Genomic DNA, 18,950 nt, shown 5'->3' on the forward strand with positions numbered 1-18,950 from the left:
AAAAACAATATAAATTAGTACTTATTTACAAAATACAAATTACTTAAAAACATTATATTATGAAATGGAGTGGCAGACGTTCAAGTGAAAATTTTGAAGACCGAAGAGGAATGTCCTCTGGAGGAAAAACAATTGTTGGAGGAGGAATTATTGGTATTATTATTTTGTTGTTGAATGTTTTTGGCGGAGAAAATGCCCAGATGCTTACGCCAATATTAGAGCAAATGAATCAAGGACAAAGTGCTCCTACCGAACAAAGAGCTTTAACAGCTACAGAAATTGAGGAAGGTAAATTTATAGAAGCAATATTAGTAGATACGGAGGATGTTTGGGGAAAAATATTTCAGGAAAACAATATGCAATATAAAAGACCCAATTTAGTATTATTTACAGATGGTATAGAAACTGGGTGCGGTAATGCCACATCTGCATCGGGACCTTTTTATTGCCCCAGCGATCAAAAAGTATATATGGACTTAGCATTCTTTGAAGAGCTAAAAACAAGATTTGGTGCTCAGGGAGGTGATTTTGCAACAGCGTATGTAATTGCCCATGAGATAGGACATCATGTACAAACTTTATTAGGTACTTCCGCTAAAATGAGACAGATGCAAGAAGGTAAAAGTGAAGCCGAAGCCAATAAATTATCTGTAGCTTTAGAATTGCAAGCTGATTTTTATGCTGGTGTATGGACACATTACAACCAAAAAATGAACAATTTCTTGGAAGAAGGCGATATTGATGAAGCTTTAAGTGCGGCACACGCGGTTGGTGATGATGCGATTCAAGCCAAAATTCAAGGGCATATTGTTCCGGAATCCTTTACGCACGGAACTTCGGCGCAACGTAAAGCGTGGTTTATGAAAGGGTATAAATCCGGTGACATAAATCAAGGCGATACTTTTGCAGAAATAAGATAAATTTCAAATCAATCAGAATTTAAAAATCGGGATATAGTCCCGATTTTTTTTGTGCCTATATTTAAACAAATCGAGGCAATCAAAAGCACATCGGAAAATTAACTGTACCTTTGCGCCCACTTAAAGAAGTAAACTAAATAATTGTGTTTACTTCATAAACACCATTTATGTCATTTAACTCATTAGGCTTATCTGATGCTTTACTTAAAGCCATCAGCAAAAAAGGGTATACAACCCCATCTCCAATACAACAAAAAGCAATTCCCCCAATTTTAGAAGGCAAAGATGTTTTAGCATCTGCACAAACAGGAACAGGAAAAACAGCCGGTTTCACATTACCTATTTTACAAATATTATCACAAGGTCAACAATTGCGACAAAGACCTATTCGTGCCTTAATACTGACTCCAACAAGAGAATTAGCAGCACAAATATTGGCCAATATCAAAGAATACAGTGAATTTTTAGACCTAAAAAGTACCGTAATTTTTGGTGGCGTAAACCAAAATCCACAAGTGACTCAACTGCGTCAGGGAGTAGATATTTTAGTGGCCACTCCAGGTCGATTAATCGATTTGCAAAACCAAGGTTTGATATCACTTGCCAAAGTGGAAATCTTGGTTTTAGATGAAGCAGACCGTATGTTGGACATGGGTTTCGTACGAGACATTGAGCGCATTATAAAAGTATTACCTACAAAAAGGCAGAACTTGATGTTTTCGGCAACCTTTTCAAAAGACATCAAGAAATTGGCGATGGGCATTTTGCACCATCCCGTTCATGTAGAAGCTACACCGGAAAACACCACCGTCGATGCTATTACTCAAATAATATATCCTGTTGCCAAAGAGAAAAAAACAGAACTAATCATTAAATTGATTACGGAAGGGAACTGGAAACAAATTTTGGTTTTTACACGTACCAAACAAGGTGCAAATAAATTGACGGAAAGCATGATTAGTGCCGGAATCAAAGCAGCTGCCATTCACGGAAATAAAGGGCAGGGTGCACGAACCAAAGCCTTAGCGGGTTTCAAAGACGGAAGCCTAACCGCTTTAGTAGCAACTGATATTGCCGCACGAGGTCTGGACATCCCGTTATTACCGCATGTTGTCAATTTTGAATTGCCTAATATTCCCGAAGATTACGTTCACCGAATTGGTCGTACAGGAAGAGCTGGTGCCAATGGTGAAGCTATTTCGCTATTCAGTCCGGATGAAACGGTATTTTTACGTGATATCGAAAAATTAGTGGGTTTGAATTTGCCTAAAGAAAACATCAGAGGTTTCGAACCTGATCCTAACGCTTCCAAAGAACCAATCAAACAAGGGCAAGGAAGACAACAACGCGATTCAACTCCGCGAAAACCAAAAACAGACACTACAAACCGAAGCACAAACAATAGTTTTGGTCCAAGACGCCCGAGTCAAAATAATGACAGACGTTCTAATAGATAATTAATTTTTATTATTTTTTAGGAGCAGAATATTTTCGTTTTTTTAGAACGTACTTCCCGCTATACATTACAAACCTAGTAAGAGCTGAAAACCAGCTCTTACTAGGTTTTTCACTTCTATCGGGGCTATTTAGAGCGTTTTTACTTTCATAATACCATTTTGCAAATTCATCCCTTGAATCTATAATAGCTAGATGATTTGTAAGAAAAAAAACAATATATTTGGGATAAATAGTATGACTGTCACAATACCTATCTACCGTTAATTGGGTGGCTTTGTATGATTTTTACATACGTATACAAGTTGGCAGCAATTATAAAACAAAAAAATGGACGGAAATATAACAGTTGAGAATGCAATCAAAAAAGGCAAATGGTTAATTGATTATCCTGCAAAAACAATTTTGTTTACCTCCATTATTATTGGAATAATTCTTCAATCTCAAAATATAGTTACTGGTTGGATAATTATTCCTATTACTTATATTCTTCCTTTTTTCTTAGCTTGTTTTTATTGGAGTGTAACAATAACTAAATGGCGTATTTGGGCTTTTAAAAATGTTAGAAATGTACACGAATTAAAAAAAAGAGCAGTTCAAGAAAGGTTAATAGGTCCTGATAATAGTATTTATGAAAAGTTTGAAATTAAAAATCAGAAAGACCAAGATGAATGGGAATTACTTAAATCAAAATTTGACAAAGCAGATATTTTTCAAAACGACCCTTCAATTTCAAAACAAACCATTATTTATTATTCAAAAATTAAAAATATTTTCCAAATGTCATTGGGTATTAGCTGTATTGTTATTGGATTATATTTATCGTCTGATTCAAAAAATATAATTTTTGGAATATTAATTTTAGTATTGGGAGTTTATTTAAGTTATAAAGAATTTAGAGAAGCTTTTAATACAACTCCACAAATTATTTTGAACGAAAAAGGTATCGAAACAGTAAATACAAAATTTTATAATTGGGAAAGCATCAAAAACGAAGAAGTAATTCGTGATGGTTTTGGAAAAAATACACATTATTATTTAGTATATGATTATCCCAACGGTAAAGAATATCTACAAATAGATGACTATAATACCAATATGAAATTATTAAATAAATTATTAATTCTTTACAGAGGTCGTTCAATTAATAAATAACTACTGCCAACAGCTACGGATTTGGGCAATTGGCTTAAAGGGTAATGTTTTTGTATTTGGGGTGATTTGGCAAATCCGAAAATAGGGCTTAATTTGGTCCCAAACCCGCTGCAGTACTAGAACGTTAGCGTATATTTTAAAATCGTAATCACAACTACTATTATTAATATTTAAATTTATTTTTATGAAAATTATTACTGTAACATTATTGGGATTACTCATTTTCCAAACAACATTTTCGCAAACAACTATCAATTCTAAAACAAATGGAGTAATGGAATTTAAAGAACTTGATTATGGTTTAGCAAAAGTTAAAAAAGGTATAAATGAAAAACTAAGCCAATCCCCAACAGGTGGTCATGGTTGGTTAGAAGATTTTGAAATCATTAACAAAACTGATTCAATTCAAGCTTTACAAAAAGCAAATTTTGGAGTAATTTATATTGTAAAAGCAAAGGATACTGTAGATATTGATGTTGTTATTGAGTGGATTTATCCTGCAAAAATAATAAATGAAAAAGGTGAAACCTTTAAAAGTATTAAATACACAACAAAAAGACCAACGAATATACCATCAGCATCATCTTATAGTTTAGACGAAACGTATGAGTTGGTTAAAGGTGATTGGAAAATGAATATTTACATTGACGACAAACGTGTGTGTAGCAAAAAATTTATTTTATACTAACATTTTTAAATAAAAAAAATCCGCTAACAGCGGTTTGCTGCGATTGGGGCTTTATTGGAATTACCATTGCTAGCGCAGCTTACCGTTCGTGAACATTAACAAAAGTAAATCACTATAAATTTGTAATACCCCCCAGCTCCGCAAAGTGTTCTTATAAAAAATAAATTTCTCGTTAATGCTGCGCAAATGTCTCTGACTTTGCGTAATTTTAGAATTTGTTATTAAAAATAAAACGCAATAAAATCTCTGACTTTCATCCATCGGCTACGCAAAGTCTCCGACTTTGAGTATGTGTTTTTCAGTCTCCGACTGACCTTAAAATTCAAACATTTGAAAAATAAAATCGGTTAAAATCACAGTTAGGAGCGCAAAGATTTGCTTAAGAACTAACTTCAAGCTTGTATCCTTTGTTTCGTATTACAACAATGTTACTATTCGGATCAAGTTCTAGTTTTTTTCTAAGTTTTGAAATGAACATATCCAGACTACGTCCAACAATAACACCTTCATCTTCCCATAGCTCTTTTTGCAATCGGCTTCTCTCTATAGTCTCGTTAGGAGATAATGCGAAAATGAGCAGCAAACGCGTTTCTGTTCCGGTCAGATCTATGGTTTCTTTATTTATAAGCAGTTGCCGTTTTTGCGCATCAAATACGACCGAACCAAAAGTGAATAGCTGGTTATGGTCATCTTTTGGTAAGTCGCTCTTTGGCTTAACCGACCTCAAAAAAACAAAGCCAACAAATGCTAAAAGTGACAAGCCACCCAAAAAATATTTATTCGTTGCTGTAGTTATGCTATTCGGTTTAAATTTAATGTTAATCATATAACAGGCGACGGGTTGCCTTCTTCCTATACACGCTACAATATCATCTTTTATATTTTTGGATATTGCATATCCATAAGCTACACTGGAGTTGCCACAGTTAAGTACGTTAACAACATAATCATTTGCAAATGGATCTTTGGCTAACAAACGCTGAGTAGTATTCACCAGAGAGTCGGTTTGAAAAGTAAGGTCATTCTCAAAACTGATTTGATATTCATTTTCAGCTATCTTTTTTACGGGAAGAACTCTTGATGTACTGTCGCCGGACTGTAAGAGTATTTCGTGTCCGATTCTGCGGAGTAAAACTTCCCTTCTGGCAATATCAAAATCGTCACTATCATCCTTACTGAAAGCCATAAAGATTGTAGTCATAAATAGGAGTGCCAATAACCCAAACAGATATTTACGTCTTCCAGAAAGGAAATTTCGACTAAGATGCATTGTGTAAAGTATTTATTTACAAAGTTTACATTTTTATTTACAATCCTAATCTATCAAATCGAAAAATATCAATGTAATTTCGTAAAATCAATTTAAAAGATATGATAAAATGAAAAAAATCATCTACGTGCTGATCTTACCGCTGGTTGTGGTAATCGGACTAGTATTTAACTTCGCTTCGTTTGCCTACGGCTCGGGTGCTAATCGTGAAATTAAAAATGAAACTAAGACATCTCAAAAGCAGTTGTCCGTTGCTGACAGGAAAGCCAACTTGGATAAACGAAAAAAATGGGAAGCTTCACCTGACGGTATAAAGTACAAAGAATGGGAGGTTTCTCCTGAAGGTAAAAAAGTGCATGCCAGTTATGATAAAATAAAGAAGAACATAAAGGCTTTCACCAATATGGAGGCAGTGGTAACGTCACTTACCTTTCAGCGTGCAAATGCGAAATCATCAGGACCAAAATGGCTTATAGTCAAGATTAATGGCGAAGAATACATGATGCAATTTATTCGTAAAGATTTTCAGCAGTTAAATAGCCTGAAAGTTAACGACAAAATAATTGTAAGAAGCCGCAGCGCAGGGTATTCGCCTAATCATCCATATTTGATTATATCGGGCGACTATATTGCGCGAAATAATAAGATACTTTTTAAACGTGACTTTAGCAAAAATAACGGTTGTTGAGGATTAGGGCTCCCCGCTCTGCAAAGTCTTCGACTTTGTGGAACGTTGTGATTAACATTTGCAATCAAAATCACTAATGAAAAATCTGAAATCTGTTCCTCTTTACACTGAAAACTGTTTTTTCAAAATACAAAAATAATTTAAAGCATTACTTTACAAACTAGTATGCTATTCATACTGATTTAAATCCAGATTAAGAATAGTACCTACTCTGCTAAACTCTTCATTAATCTTTGCATTCAAGATATGTGGTTCATTTGTTATGGGATGATTAAAAATTAACTGATGTGCATGAAGCATCATTCCTTTCAGTTCAAAATGCTCCAACCATAATTTATTTTGTTTGTTACAACCATGTGGCCGACTTCCTAAAATCGGATGAAAAATATGTTTGAAATGTTTTCGTAATTGATGCATACGTCCCGTTTCAGGAATCGCTTCTACCAAACAATATCGTGACGTTGGTTTATTATTAAATTCTAACTCAATTTCGGTAGTTTGCAATCGCTGAAAGTAGGTTATTGCATTTTGTATAATGCCATCATCATTGGTTAAATCATAATCAATCGTCAGTTCTTCGGGTGACCAACCACGTAAAATGGCTAAGTACTTTTTTTCGACTTCGCGTGTGGCAAATCGATCATTCATAATTTTTAAAACTTCCTTGTCCAACGCAAATAACAAGACACCAGATGTTTTGCGATCTAATCGATGAATAGGATAAACGTGTTGCCCTCGTATTTGATTTCTCAATTCTTGAATAGCAAACACTTTTGCATCGCGCGCATAAAATGATTTGTGGACCAACAATCCACTTGGTTTATTAATTGCAATAATATATTCGTCTTGGTACAGAATTTCTAACATTTGGCAAAAATAAAAGAGATTTCTCTCGAAATCTCTTTTTTGACTTAATTATTTCTATACTTTTCTTTTTTCCCCTCTAGCGCGAGCGTATTCTCAATTTTGCAGCTGTTAAACATCTAAAATCTATTTTAGCCCAGCCAACCATCACGATCCAAACTTCTATATTGAATGGCTTCAGCAATATGGCTCGAAACCACTATTGGGGCGGCATCAAGATCAGCAATTGTTCTTGCTACTTTCAAAATCCTGTCATAGGCCCGCGCCGAAAGATTCAATCGTTCCATTGCGGTTTTCAATAATTGCTTGGAAACATCGTCCAAAGCGCAATATTCCCGAATGTGCTTGGTGTTCATTTGGGCATTGTAATGGATATTCTCCATTTGCTCAAAGCGTTCTGTTTGAATTTCTCTCGCCGCAGTCACTCTTTTCCGAATATCAACACTGCTTTCGGCTTTTTGATCTTCGGATAATTTGTCGAAAGGAACGGGTGTCACTTCTATATGAATATCAATTCTATCTAGTAAAGGGCCTGAGATTTTACTCAAATACCGTTGCATTTCGTGCGGCGAAGACGTTTGTGGCGAATCCGGATCGTTGAAGAAACCACTCGGACTCGGATTCATACTCGCCACCAGCATAAACGAGGATGGATAAGTAACCGTAAACTTGGCTCTAGAAATCGTCACTTCTCGATCTTCCAGTGGTTGACGCATCACTTCCAACACATCGCGTTTGAATTCCGGCAATTCATCCAGAAATAAAACACCGTTATGCGCCATAGAAATTTCGCCTGGTTGCGGATAACTTCCTCCTCCAACAAGTGCTACGTTGGAAATTGTATGGTGCGGACTGCGAAACGGTCTTTGATTCATCAATCCTACTTCCTTTAGTTTGCCTGCAACACTATGAATTTTAGTAGTTTCTAATGCTTCCCGCAACGTCATGGGTGGTAAAATACTGGGCAACCGCTTGGCTAACATCGTTTTTCCGGCTCCTGGCGGACCGATCAGTATAATATTATGTCCTCCAGCTGCGGCAATTTCCATACAACGCTTGATACTTTCTTGTCCTTTGACATCTGAGAAATCGAATTCAGGAAAGTCTAATGTTTTATAAAATTCGGCTCTCGTGTCAATAGTTGTTGGTTCCAGCGTTCCTTTTCCTTCAAGAAAATCAATCACTTCCTGAACATTTTCTACTCCATACACGTCTAATCCGGCCACAATTGCGGCTTCTTTCACATTTTGTTTTGGAAGAAAAAAACCTTTAAATCCTTCTTCTTTTGCTTTTATGGCAATTGGCAAAGCACCACGTATCGGCTGTAAACCACCATCCAGTGAAAGTTCTCCCATGATGATGTATTTGTCAATTTCATCCGCTTTAATTTGTCCGGAGGCAACGAGGATTCCAATAGTCAAGGTCAAATCATAGGCGGATCCTTCTTTACGTAAATCGGCCGGCGCCATATTAATGGTGATTTTTTTTCCGGGCATCGCGTACCCATTATTCTTCAAAGCAGCAGCAATTCTATAACTGCTTTCTTTAATCGCATTATCTGGCAAGCCAACTAAATGATACCCAATCCCTTTATCAATATTTACCTCTACGGTAATAGTAGTGGCTTCCACTCCAAAAACGGCACTTCCGAAAACTTTAACTAGCATGTTTGTTAATTTTGTATGAAAATTAGTAAAAACATTTCTAATAAATAAAAATAATTAAACATCATTTAACAAAACACCCAAAAACCATTTAAATATTCATAAAAAGAATTAAAAAGTAAACCTATAAACGGAATTGCATCCATTTAGAAAGTAAACAAATGTTAAAATCAATTATATGTAATGTTTTACTTAACCGTTTTTATATTTTTAAAGATTATTTACAAAACCAAATCATGAAAAAAATCTTAATTCTGTTCTTTTTAAGTACTTTAATTCCCAAAATTTATGCCCAAGAATATTTCCCAAATAATGAAGGCGTTAAAAATACGAACAACAATTTTACCGCTTTTACTAACGCCAAAATTTATGTGACACCCACGCAAATTATTGAAAACGGGACTTTACTAGTTCAAAATGGTAAAGTAATCAGTGTCGGCAATAACAGTATAATCCCTAAAAATTGCACCACAATTAATCTCGATGGTAAGTCAATTTACCCATCCTTTATTGATATCTACACTAGTTTTGGAATTGAAAAACCAAAAAACAATGCTGGTTCAGGAAGAAATCCTTTGTATGATTCTAAAAAGGAAGGCCATTATTGGAATGAAAATATCCGCACAGAAGTTAATGCTTATGAGAGCTTTAACTATGATCAAACCAAAGCCGAAGAATTATTGAAAGCTGGATTTGGAGTCGTTGGTACACATGTACAAGATGGAATTGCTCGTGGCACAGGAACATTAATAGCTTTAAACAACTTTGATAAAAGTACGCGATTACTATCTGAGAAAGTGACCAATCATTTTGCATTTACTAGAAGCGCATTAACCAATCAATCCTACCCTAGCTCATTGATGGGAATGATGGCCTTGTTACGCCAAATGTATTTAGATTTAGATTGGTATAAAAATGGAAATTCAACAACCAAAGATTTATCATTGGAAGCTTTGTCTAAAAATGAAAATCTAATTCAAATATTTGATGCGGGTGATAAATTAAATAGTTTACGTGCTTCAAAAATAGCTAAGGAATTTGGCTTGAATTACGTTTTGAAAGGTAGTGGAAATGAATTCGAAAGAATAGAAGAAATTAAAAAAACGAATTCAAAACTAATTATCCCAATTAATTTTCCCGAAGCGTATGATGTTTCCGACCCGAACCAAGCCAATCAAATGGAATTGAAAGATTTGCGTTTTTGGAACCAAGCGCCTACAAACCTTAAAGTTTTGTCAGATAATGGTATTGTGTTCGCTTTGACTACTGACAAATTAAAAAAAGTGGAAGATTTCAGAACCAATCTGTTAAAAGCTATAAAATATGGTTTCGATAAAACCAAAGCATTAGAAGCATTGACCACAATTCCTGCTTCGATTTTAGGAAAAAGTAACGAAATAGGAAGTTTAAAAACAGGAAGCTACGCGAATTTTGTAATAACTTCAGGTGCTATTTTTGATGAGAAAACAACAATCTATGAAAATTGGGTTCAAGGCAACAAATATGTTGTCAACGATATAACGATTAAAGATATTCGCGGTGATTATGACTTGACTGTAGCTAATCAACAATACAAATGGAAAATTAGTGGTGAGATCACTGCTCCAAAATCGATAATTACAACGCTTGATTCCAAAAAAGTTAGTTCAAAACTTTCGGTTTCAAATAATTGGGTTTCAACTGTAATGAAATCGATGGATTCAACAAAAACGACTTTCTCTAGGTTAATTGGATATATCGATGACATCCAATTACTTTCAGGAAAAGCAATTTTATTCAATGGAAATGAGGTGAAATGGTCTGCAGTAAGAACTGCTTCTTTTATAAAACCAATTGACTCTTTAAAATTGGAAAAAAACAATATGGTTGTTGCTACTACATTCCCAAATGTGGCTTATGGTAATTCAAAAAAACTAACGCCACAAACTTTATTGTTTAAAAACGCTACTATTTGGACAAATGAAAAAGAAGGAATTTTAGAAGAAACAGATGTGTTGGTCAAAAACGGCAAAATTGCATCAATAGGAAAAAACATTTCTGATGCATCAGCTACAATTATCGATGCAAAGGGAAAACATTTAACAAGCGGAATCATAGATGAACACTCGCATATCGCTATTTCAAATGGAGTTAATGAAGGCGGACAAAATTCCAGTGCTGAAGTAACAATTCAGGATGTTGTCAATTCAGAAGATGTTAATATTTACAGAGATTTAGCCGGTGGAGTTACGACTTCTCAATTATTGCATGGTTCTGCGAATCCAATTGGAGGACGCTCGGCAATTGTAAAATGGAAATGGGGATTATCAGCGGAGGAAATGCTGTACAAAGACCAACCTAAATTTATCAAATTTGCTTTGGGAGAAAATGTAAAACAAGCCAATTGGGGTATTGTAAATCCAACACGTTTTCCACAATCAAGAATGGGTGTTGAACAAGTTTTTACGGATTATTTCCAACGTGCAAAAGAATACGATACTACTTGGAAAAATTATAAAGCAAGTAAAGGAAAATCTAAAGCGCCAAGAGTTGACTTGGAGTTGCAAACTTTAGCCGAAATATTGAATAAAGAACGCTTTATTACTTGTCACTCTTATGTGCAATCGGAGATTTTAATGATGATGAATGTAGCCGAGAAATTCAATTTTAGAATCAATACTTTTACCCATATTCTTGAGGGTTATAAAGTCGCAGATAAAATGAAAGAACACGGAGTTGGCGCTTCTACTTTTGCTGATTGGTGGGCTTATAAGTTTGAAGTAAATGACGCAATTCCGTATAATGGACCAATTCTTCATGACGCAGGAGTTTTAGTAGCATATAATTCTGATGATGCTGAAATGTCAAGAAGATTAAATCAAGAAGCTGCTAAAGCTGTAAAATACGGAAATATTTCAGAAGAAGAAGCATGGAAATTCGTAACATTAAATCCTGCAAAACTGCTACATATTGATGATAAAGTAGGAAGTATAAAAATTGGAAAAGATGCCGATGTTGTACTTTGGAACAATAATCCATTGTCTATTTATGCCAAAGCCGAAAAAACAATAATTGAAGGTGTAGTATATTATGATATTCAAAAGGATGAAGAACAAAGAGTAGCTATTGCCAAAGAAAGAAATGAGTTAATAGGCCAATTATTGCAAGAAAAAAATAAAGGGATGATTACTCAGGAACCTAAGAAAGCAGATAAGAAAGAATACCAATGTGATACTTTAGAACAATAAAAAACTGAAATCGAAGATTCACAAACACAAAAAATACAAAAACTATGAATAAAAATATATGTATGCTATTGTTGGTTGTTTTTGCACCATTAATTACAATAGCGCAACAAACACCAGCTCCAAAACAATCAAAATCCATTTTAATTTTAAATGGTACCGCACATTTGGGGAATGGAACAGTTATTGAGAATAGTGCTGTAGGATTTAAAGATGGAAAAATTACATTAGTTGCCGATGCCAGATTGATACGATTAACCGAAGGTGCATATGACGTTACCATTGACGCCGCAGGAAAGCATGTTTATCCGGGGTTTATCGCTCCAAACTCAACATTAGGTTTAGTGGAAATCGATGCAGTTAAATCCTCAGATGATGAGGAAGAAATTGGAAGTATTAATCCTCATGTCCGAGCGATTATTGCTTACACTGCGGATTCTAAAGTTATTGAAACTGTGCGTCCAAACGGTATATTAATGGCTCAGATTACACCACGAGGCGGAAGAATATCAGGAACTTCATCGATTGTGCAACTTGATGCCTGGAATTGGAAAGATGCGGTTATCAAAGAAAATGATGGAATCCACCTTAATTTCCCTTCTGGTTTCGCAAGAAGCGGATCTTGGTTTGAACCCGGAACAATCGAAGGCAATAAAGAATATGTTAAACAAATCTCGGAAATAACAGCTTTTTTGGCTAATGCAAAAGCGTATTTAGCAGACAGTTCAAAAGAGAGAAATTTAATTTTTGAGGCCACCAAAGGTTTATTTGATGGAAGTCAAACTTTATTTATTCATGCCAATGAAGAAAAACAAATTATTGATGCTGTCCAGTTAGCGAAAGAAAATGGCATTAAAAAAATGGCGATTGTAGGCGGATATGAAGCATACAAAACAGCCTCTTTGTTGCAAAAAAATAATGTAGGCGTGTTACTAAAGCGCGTACATGATATGCCGGAAAATGAAGATCAGGATATTGATTTACCTTATAAGAACGCCAAATTATTAACCGATCAAGGTGTTCTTGTAGGTTTAGAAAATAGTGGTGATCATGAAAGAATGAATACCCGAAATTTGCCTTTTTTAGCTGGAACATGTGCCGCTTATGGACTTAACAAGGAACAAGCTTTGCAATTAATTACATTTAACACGGCTAAAATACTTGGAATCGACAAACAATGCGGAACTCTTGAAGAAGGAAAAGATGCCACATTGTTCATCTCAGATGGAGATGCTTTAGATATGAGAACTAACAAATTGACAAAAGCTTTTATTCAAGGAAGAGACATAAGTTTGGAAACACACCAAAGTCAACTGAATAAAAGATATAAGGAAAAATATAATCAAAATTAAAATCATGGGACTATTTAATGCCATTTTAGGCAACGCATCAGAAGTTAATATCGAAAATATTTCGAGAGAATTTGAACCTATTTTGATAGATGGGGAAATAATTGAGAAAGCATATAAACTTATTCGGGATATGTTTATTTTTACTAATAAACGTTTAATTTTAGTGGAGAAACAATTGGTTGGAACTAAGGTCGATTACATGTCAATCCCTTATTCGAGTATCAAAAAATTCTCCAAAGAAAGTGCTGGAATACTGGACATGGATGCTGAATTAAAAATTTGGTTGAACAATGAAAGCACTCCAATTGCGAAACAATTTGGAAAAGGAAGCAACAATATAAATGAAGTGTATAAAATTTTAAGCCAACATATTTTAAAATAAACATTACGCTTACTTTTCATACTAGATGTACCAATACTTTGTAAGTATTTGGTACATTTTTTTTTATATCTTTATTACGTTGAATATTAGCTTTAAAATAAAATTGAGTTTGCAAAGTCTTTCATAAAACGAGGGATACTATAAAACTGCTTCGAAATAATTCCCATACACCCCGTTATTTTCAAAAAAGAGATTAATAAATTATTAAATTTTACATTGAATTCTAACATACCCACAAAATTATAGGGGGTAAATTGAAAAATTAATAAAAATAAAAAATTACATTGGTTTTTTAATAGGGGTCTGCAATCATTTTATATTTTTATCGAAAATTAAAACTAAAAACTATGCGAAAGATTATTTTAAGTGTGATATTGATCACAATTCTAGTATTATCCATTTTTTCAATTCATCTGTTTGCCGAATCTTCAACATTAGGTGCCCACGTTATTCCATTAAAAATAGATACAGGAGATACCGCTTGGATGATAGTTGCCACAGCACTTGTATTATTAATGACTCCGGGACTTGGATTCTTTTACGGTGGAATGGTAGGAAAAAAGAATGTAATTAGCACTGTATTACAAAGCTTCATGGCTATGGTTATCGTTACCGTTCTATGGGTTGTAGTTGGATTTGGATTATGTTTTGGACCAACAATAGGTGGATTCATTGGAAATCCTATGTCTAACCTATTTTTCCAAGGGGTAAGCGCTAACACTGCCTGGGAATTAGCTCCAACGATTCCAATGATATTATTTGCCTTATTTCAAGCAAAATTTGCAATTATTACACCAGCGTTAATAACTGGAGCTTTTGCAGAACGTGTTCGCTTCTGGGCTTACTTGTTATTTATGGTTTTATTTATATTATTTGTTTATGCACCTTTATGTCACATGACTTGGCATCCTGATGGGTTGTTTTTTGGATGGGGAGTATTAGATTTTGCCGGAGGAACTGTAGTTCACATGAGTGCAGGATGGGCAGCTCTTGCTGGGGCAATGTTCTTAGGAAAAAGAAAAGTGCAAAAAGCAAATCCTGCTCGTATTACCTATGTATTATTAGGAACAGGTTTATTATGGTTCGGTTGGTTTGGTTTCAATGCCGGATCTGCTGTTGGAGCTAGTAGTATAGCTGCACAAGCACTAGGAACTACAACAGTTGCAGCAGCTTCTGCCGCGATGGGATGGGTCTTTCTTGATAAAATTCTTGGACACAAACTTTCCGCAATGGGAGCATGTATTGGTGCTGTTGTAGGTTTAGTAGCGATTACACCTGCTGCAGGATTTGTAAGCATTCCTCATGCAATTGCGATTGGTATTATTGCCAGTATTGTGAGTAATCTTGTGGTTAGTAAATTCCCTAAAGGTAAAATTGATGATGCTTTAGATGTATTTGCCTGTCACGGTGTTGGTGGTATGGTTGGTATGCTTTTAACGGGTGTATTTGCTTCAAAATCTGTAAATGCAATCGTAGGAGATAACCAAGGTTTAATTTTTGGTGATGCCACTTTGTTTTTAATTCAATTAAAGGCGTTGGTACTTGTTTCGGTATTTGCATTCTCGGTATCGTATTTCCTTTTCTTTATTGTAAATAAAATTACGCCATTAAGAGTAACAGAAGAAAAAGAAGAATTAGGTTTAGATATTTCTCAACACGGAGAATATTTGTAAATCATCTTAAAATAAATTAAAAAACACTCTGGAAACGAATTTTCAGAGTGTTTTTTTTATACAATTAATTTCAAAAACCACATTATTCTTTATTGTTTTTAATGGACCAAAGATAGCTGAACAATATTAAAATTCACCAGACTAGTCTTTGTAATGATTACTTATTTTAAAATAGAAAATTCAATTTTAGAATCATTGTAAATTCGATGGGTCTGTTTTTTAAAATCTTCTGGTTTGGCATAGAATATATTATCAACAAAGGTTTGCGGATTCAAATCAATTAAAGGAAACCAAGTACTTTGAACCTGAATTTGGATTTTATGTCCCTTCTTAAAAGTATGAAAAACGTCCTGTAATTTGATATTCACCGCTGTTTTTTCATTTGGAATAAAAGGTTCTGGCTTTGAAAAGCTATTTCTGAAACGTCCTCGCATCACTTCACTGCGCACCATCATATGATAATTACTCATCTTCAAATACGGAGCAATTTCCTTTGTTTCTGGCTCATCCTTTGGAAAAACATCCACTACTTTAACAATCCAATCAGCGTCAGTACCGGTAGTTGAAACTTGAAGTTTAGCTAATATTTCTCCTGCTAATGTGGTGTCATCATTTAAGATTTCAGTTTCAAAAACCACAACATCAGGACGTCTTGCCGCGAAGCGCTGATCGTCGGTCATGTATTTCCTTGGTGTTATCCCTTTTTGATTGATATCTTCAGATGAAGGAACCGGTTTTTTAGGATCACTTATAAATTCTTCGAAAGCAAAACTCTTATTCGCCATTTTTGACAGTTGATTGCCTTGCATAAAGAAATCTTGTTTTTCAACTTTTTGAGGTGGCCATACAGAAAAAGTCTGCCATGCTTTTTTCCCTGTATCAAAAACATAGGCTTCTGGCAATTTATTTTCCCCTTTGCCATTATTTTTCAAAAAATGGCGGAAGAAATTGGCTTCAATGTTTTTTTGATAAAAACCTGAAATAGTATCTCCAAAATTAATATTACCTATTATTTGCTGTGGCTGATTTCTCGCCCAATCTCCATGACTCCATGGACCCATAACGATGGTATTGTAATTTTTACTGTTTTTTTCAATTGCATTGTAGGTGTTTAATGGTCCGTATAAATCTTCGGCATCAAACCAACCTCCTACTATCATCACCGCAGGTTTAATATTTTTTAAATGTTGTAGAATTCCTCTTTTTTGCCAAAAACTATCGTAGCTGGAATGCTCTTTTAGTTGTTGCCAAAATTCATTTTCTTTTCCATAGTAGGTATCTAAATTCGACAATGAACCTGCATCCAAATAAAACTGATAGTCATCAGAAGTTCCAGTATTTGGAAATTTATACCAAGCCTCCGTAGTTCGTTTTTCTTTTTGAGGTCCAAATAATGGTGTTGCTTTCCAATAACTCAATAAGTAAGCCCCGTTATGATGAAAATCATCAAAAAAGAAATCGGAAATACAAGCCTGTGGCGAAACCGCCTTCAATGCCGGATGATTGCTTAGCAAAGAATAGGTGGCGTAAAATCCAGGATAAGAAATCCCCCACGTTCCCACATTACCATTATTGTGAGAGACATTTTTAACCAGCCAGTCTATAGTATCATATGTATCTGAGGCCTCATCAACGTCTTTTTTATTTTTTTTATTTGGAATAAAACCACGCATATTATCATATAAACCATCACTCATGAAACGGCCCCGAACATCCTGATACACCACTATATATCCTTCTTTCATCATAGTTTCACTTGGGGAAATACTTTTTTTGAACTGGTTTTCTCCATAAGGGGCACAATTATACGGAGTCCTCTGCATGATGATGGGGTACTTTCTAGAAACATCTTTAGGAGAATAAATACAGGTGAATAACTCTGCCCCATCGCGCATTTTTATATGCACTTCTTTCTTAGTGTAATTTTCAGCAACATAATTTACCTTTTCATTTTGGGCGTACAACACCACGCTCAACAGAAAAAGAGAAATACCAAATAGTTTTTTCATGATTTTATATTTTAATAAGTTTTAAAGATATAAATTCTCATCTAATAGAGTAAGACTTAACTTATTTTTAAGATTTTCTTCTTACGTGTTTATAGTGTTTGATTATATTATTTTGGTTAGCAGCAACTAATGTTAAAAAGCAATCTAGGTAAATAACCAAATAAAAAACTCCATCCCAATAAAAATTGAAATGGAGTTAGTTTAAAATTTGTTTGTAAATAACCTTTATTCTTTTATCAGTCTGACTGTTTTTTGGTTCACACCCTGACTGACTATTGCAATATAGGACCCAGATGGTAATTCTTCCCCAAACTTGATTTCCTGTCCATCACTATTAGCAATGTTTTTTACCATTCTTCCAAGTACATCATATACGGACACCTCCACTTTTTCATCGCTACCACCTAATAATTTTAAGATGAATTGATATTTCGCTGGATTAGGGTATATTTTGACATCAAATGGGCCCATTGCTATAGGTTTTGCAGCAATTTCCATTTTTGTGGTTGCTCTCTTCACTTCGTGGATTACGATTGAGCCTCCACCAAGTGCTGTTGTTGCATCTGCATTATCAGCTGCTCCCAATTGGTTGTCATATACAGGCCCACCAGTTGCTGTTAACCAAATTTTAATTCTAAATTTATCTGCAACAGCAGTTGTTTTCAAGTCTCCGTCTATTGCAGAAACCATAAAACTGTATCCAGGATTCCCGTTGATGGTCCCTTTTCCTTTATATATGGCTTGTGCGCCAGCAATTACTAATGACATGGGATCGTGACTGCTACTGGAAAAGTTTAAATTTCCCGTTTGAAATTGAAACTCTGTATTTCCATCCACTTGAGTGCTTCCTTTTTTGTATTTGGCATTAAAACCAAAGTTGGCTTTTCCTGTTAATGCAGATCCAACCAAAGCACCTGACGGAGACATTATCCAGCCACCACCGGTTACAAAACCACCGTTTGGATCGTATATTGGTAAATAAGCAACGGAAGATGCGCAAGCAGCACCCGCTACAGCAGTTACTTTATAAACTTCTACTGGCAAACCAGATACCATTATACTTGCCATACCAGAATTATCTGTTGTTTTTGTATAGGTAGTTATACCTCCGTTACCATTATCAAGAGTAAATGTGACCAAAACTCCAGACACAGCTGGAAAAATTGTAGCTGAAAGCGTAGCAGTAACACCAACTGCAACAGGATTGCTACTAGCAGATGCGTCAATTGTGACTGGAGTGACCGTTATTACTTGCGTAAAGACGGTACTACTATTATTAGAAATATCCTTCGCTATCCAGGTATTTGTATAGGTATTACTCGGTCCGCTTACAAGACTGCCGGAAGTTTTGGTATAAATTACCGAACTGCAATTATCCGTTGCCACTGGTGCCAATGCATTTGCTGCTGCAAGTTCACCCGCACTTCCACAAGTAACATTTCTATTCAATGTTCCACTTATTGTAGTCCATACAGGAACTGTTACATCTTGTACCGTGATCGTTTGAACACAGGTTGAGAAATTACCCGCTACATCAGTACCTTTCCAAGTTCTGGTAATTGTATAATTATAATAAGCCGCATTAGTGTTAACTGCATTCTGTGTT

At 35.0% G+C, this 18,950-nt stretch carries 14 protein-coding genes; 9 read left to right on the plus strand and 5 right to left on the minus strand.

Features of this window, described 5'->3' with window-relative positions:
• Positions 1-59 precede the first annotated feature (59 nt).
• The 4 genes from ypfJ to BUC23_RS05625 all read left to right on the plus strand — a co-directional run bounded on the left by ypfJ (position 60) and on the right by BUC23_RS05625 (position 4,218).
• A complete protein-coding gene (gene ypfJ, locus BUC23_RS05605) occupies positions 60-920 on the plus strand; it encodes a KPN_02809 family neutral zinc metallopeptidase (protein WP_073206734.1) in 861 nt (286 codons plus the stop codon).
• Positions 921-1,087: 167 nt separating this feature from the next.
• The gene (locus tag BUC23_RS05610; RefSeq protein ID WP_073206737.1) at positions 1,088-2,377 is read left to right on the plus strand and encodes a DEAD/DEAH box helicase; all 1,290 of its coding nucleotides are present in this window, start codon (positions 1,088-1,090) and stop codon (positions 2,375-2,377) included.
• Between the two features lie 328 nt (positions 2,378-2,705).
• Entirely contained in the window at positions 2,706-3,530 is an 825-nt protein-coding gene (locus tag BUC23_RS05615) for a hypothetical protein (protein ID WP_073206740.1), read from the plus strand.
• 184 nt (positions 3,531-3,714) lie between these two features.
• A complete protein-coding gene (locus tag BUC23_RS05625; protein ID WP_073206745.1) occupies positions 3,715-4,218 on the plus strand; it encodes a DUF3859 domain-containing protein in 504 nt (167 codons plus the stop codon).
• Positions 4,219-4,597: 379 nt separating this feature from the next.
• On the opposite strand, the gene BUC23_RS05630 is transcribed toward BUC23_RS05625, so the two are convergent.
• Positions 4,598-5,419 carry a winged helix-turn-helix domain-containing protein gene (locus tag BUC23_RS05630; RefSeq protein ID WP_244153774.1) on the minus strand — a complete coding sequence of 274 codons (822 nt, stop codon included), beginning with the start codon at positions 5,417-5,419 and terminating at the stop codon, positions 4,598-4,600.
• A 178-nt stretch (positions 5,420-5,597) separates the two neighbouring features.
• Here BUC23_RS05630 and BUC23_RS05635 point away from each other — a divergent pair, with 178 nt between their 5' ends.
• A complete protein-coding gene (locus tag BUC23_RS05635; protein ID WP_073206751.1) occupies positions 5,598-6,176 on the plus strand; it encodes a hypothetical protein in 579 nt (192 codons plus the stop codon).
• 168 nt (positions 6,177-6,344) lie between these two features.
• Here BUC23_RS05635 and BUC23_RS05640 read toward each other — a convergent pair whose 3' ends face one another.
• A complete protein-coding gene (locus tag BUC23_RS05640; protein WP_073206754.1) occupies positions 6,345-7,043 on the minus strand; it encodes a pseudouridine synthase in 699 nt (232 codons plus the stop codon).
• A 128-nt stretch (positions 7,044-7,171) separates the two neighbouring features.
• Positions 7,172-8,707 (minus strand): YifB family Mg chelatase-like AAA ATPase, encoded by a 1,536-nt coding sequence (locus tag BUC23_RS05645; RefSeq protein ID WP_073206757.1) that lies wholly within the window; start codon positions 8,705-8,707, stop codon positions 7,172-7,174.
• Between the two features lie 233 nt (positions 8,708-8,940).
• Between BUC23_RS05645 and BUC23_RS05650 the strand changes: the two genes are divergently transcribed.
• From BUC23_RS05650 to BUC23_RS05665, 4 genes are all read left to right on the plus strand, one after another.
• Positions 8,941-11,931, plus strand: coding sequence for an amidohydrolase family protein (locus BUC23_RS05650; RefSeq protein ID WP_073206832.1), 2,991 nt, complete (start codon positions 8,941-8,943; stop codon positions 11,929-11,931).
• A gap of 44 nt (positions 11,932-11,975) precedes the next feature.
• Positions 11,976-13,280, plus strand: a complete 1,305-nt coding sequence (locus BUC23_RS05655; RefSeq protein WP_073206760.1) for an amidohydrolase family protein — start codon at positions 11,976-11,978, stop codon at positions 13,278-13,280.
• 4 nt (positions 13,281-13,284) lie between these two features.
• Positions 13,285-13,662 carry a PH domain-containing protein gene (locus BUC23_RS05660; RefSeq protein WP_073206763.1) on the plus strand — a complete coding sequence of 126 codons (378 nt, stop codon included), beginning with the start codon at positions 13,285-13,287 and terminating at the stop codon, positions 13,660-13,662.
• A gap of 347 nt (positions 13,663-14,009) precedes the next feature.
• Positions 14,010-15,335, plus strand: coding sequence for an ammonium transporter (locus tag BUC23_RS05665; RefSeq protein WP_073206766.1), 1,326 nt, complete (start codon positions 14,010-14,012; stop codon positions 15,333-15,335).
• Between the two features lie 161 nt (positions 15,336-15,496).
• Here BUC23_RS05665 and BUC23_RS05670 read toward each other — a convergent pair whose 3' ends face one another.
• Both BUC23_RS05670 and BUC23_RS17625 read right to left on the minus strand, forming a co-directional pair.
• Positions 15,497-17,344, minus strand: coding sequence for a CocE/NonD family hydrolase (locus tag BUC23_RS05670; RefSeq protein WP_073206769.1), 1,848 nt, complete (start codon positions 17,342-17,344; stop codon positions 15,497-15,499).
• 225 nt (positions 17,345-17,569) lie between these two features.
• Positions 17,570-18,950 (minus strand): T9SS type A sorting domain-containing protein (locus BUC23_RS17625; RefSeq protein ID WP_208609306.1); only part of this gene is annotated, 1,381 nt, incomplete at its 5' end.

Origin of the sequence: Flavobacterium xinjiangense, assembly GCF_900142885.1 — a bacterium.
Classification (GTDB): domain Bacteria; phylum Bacteroidota; class Bacteroidia; order Flavobacteriales; family Flavobacteriaceae; genus Flavobacterium; species Flavobacterium xinjiangense.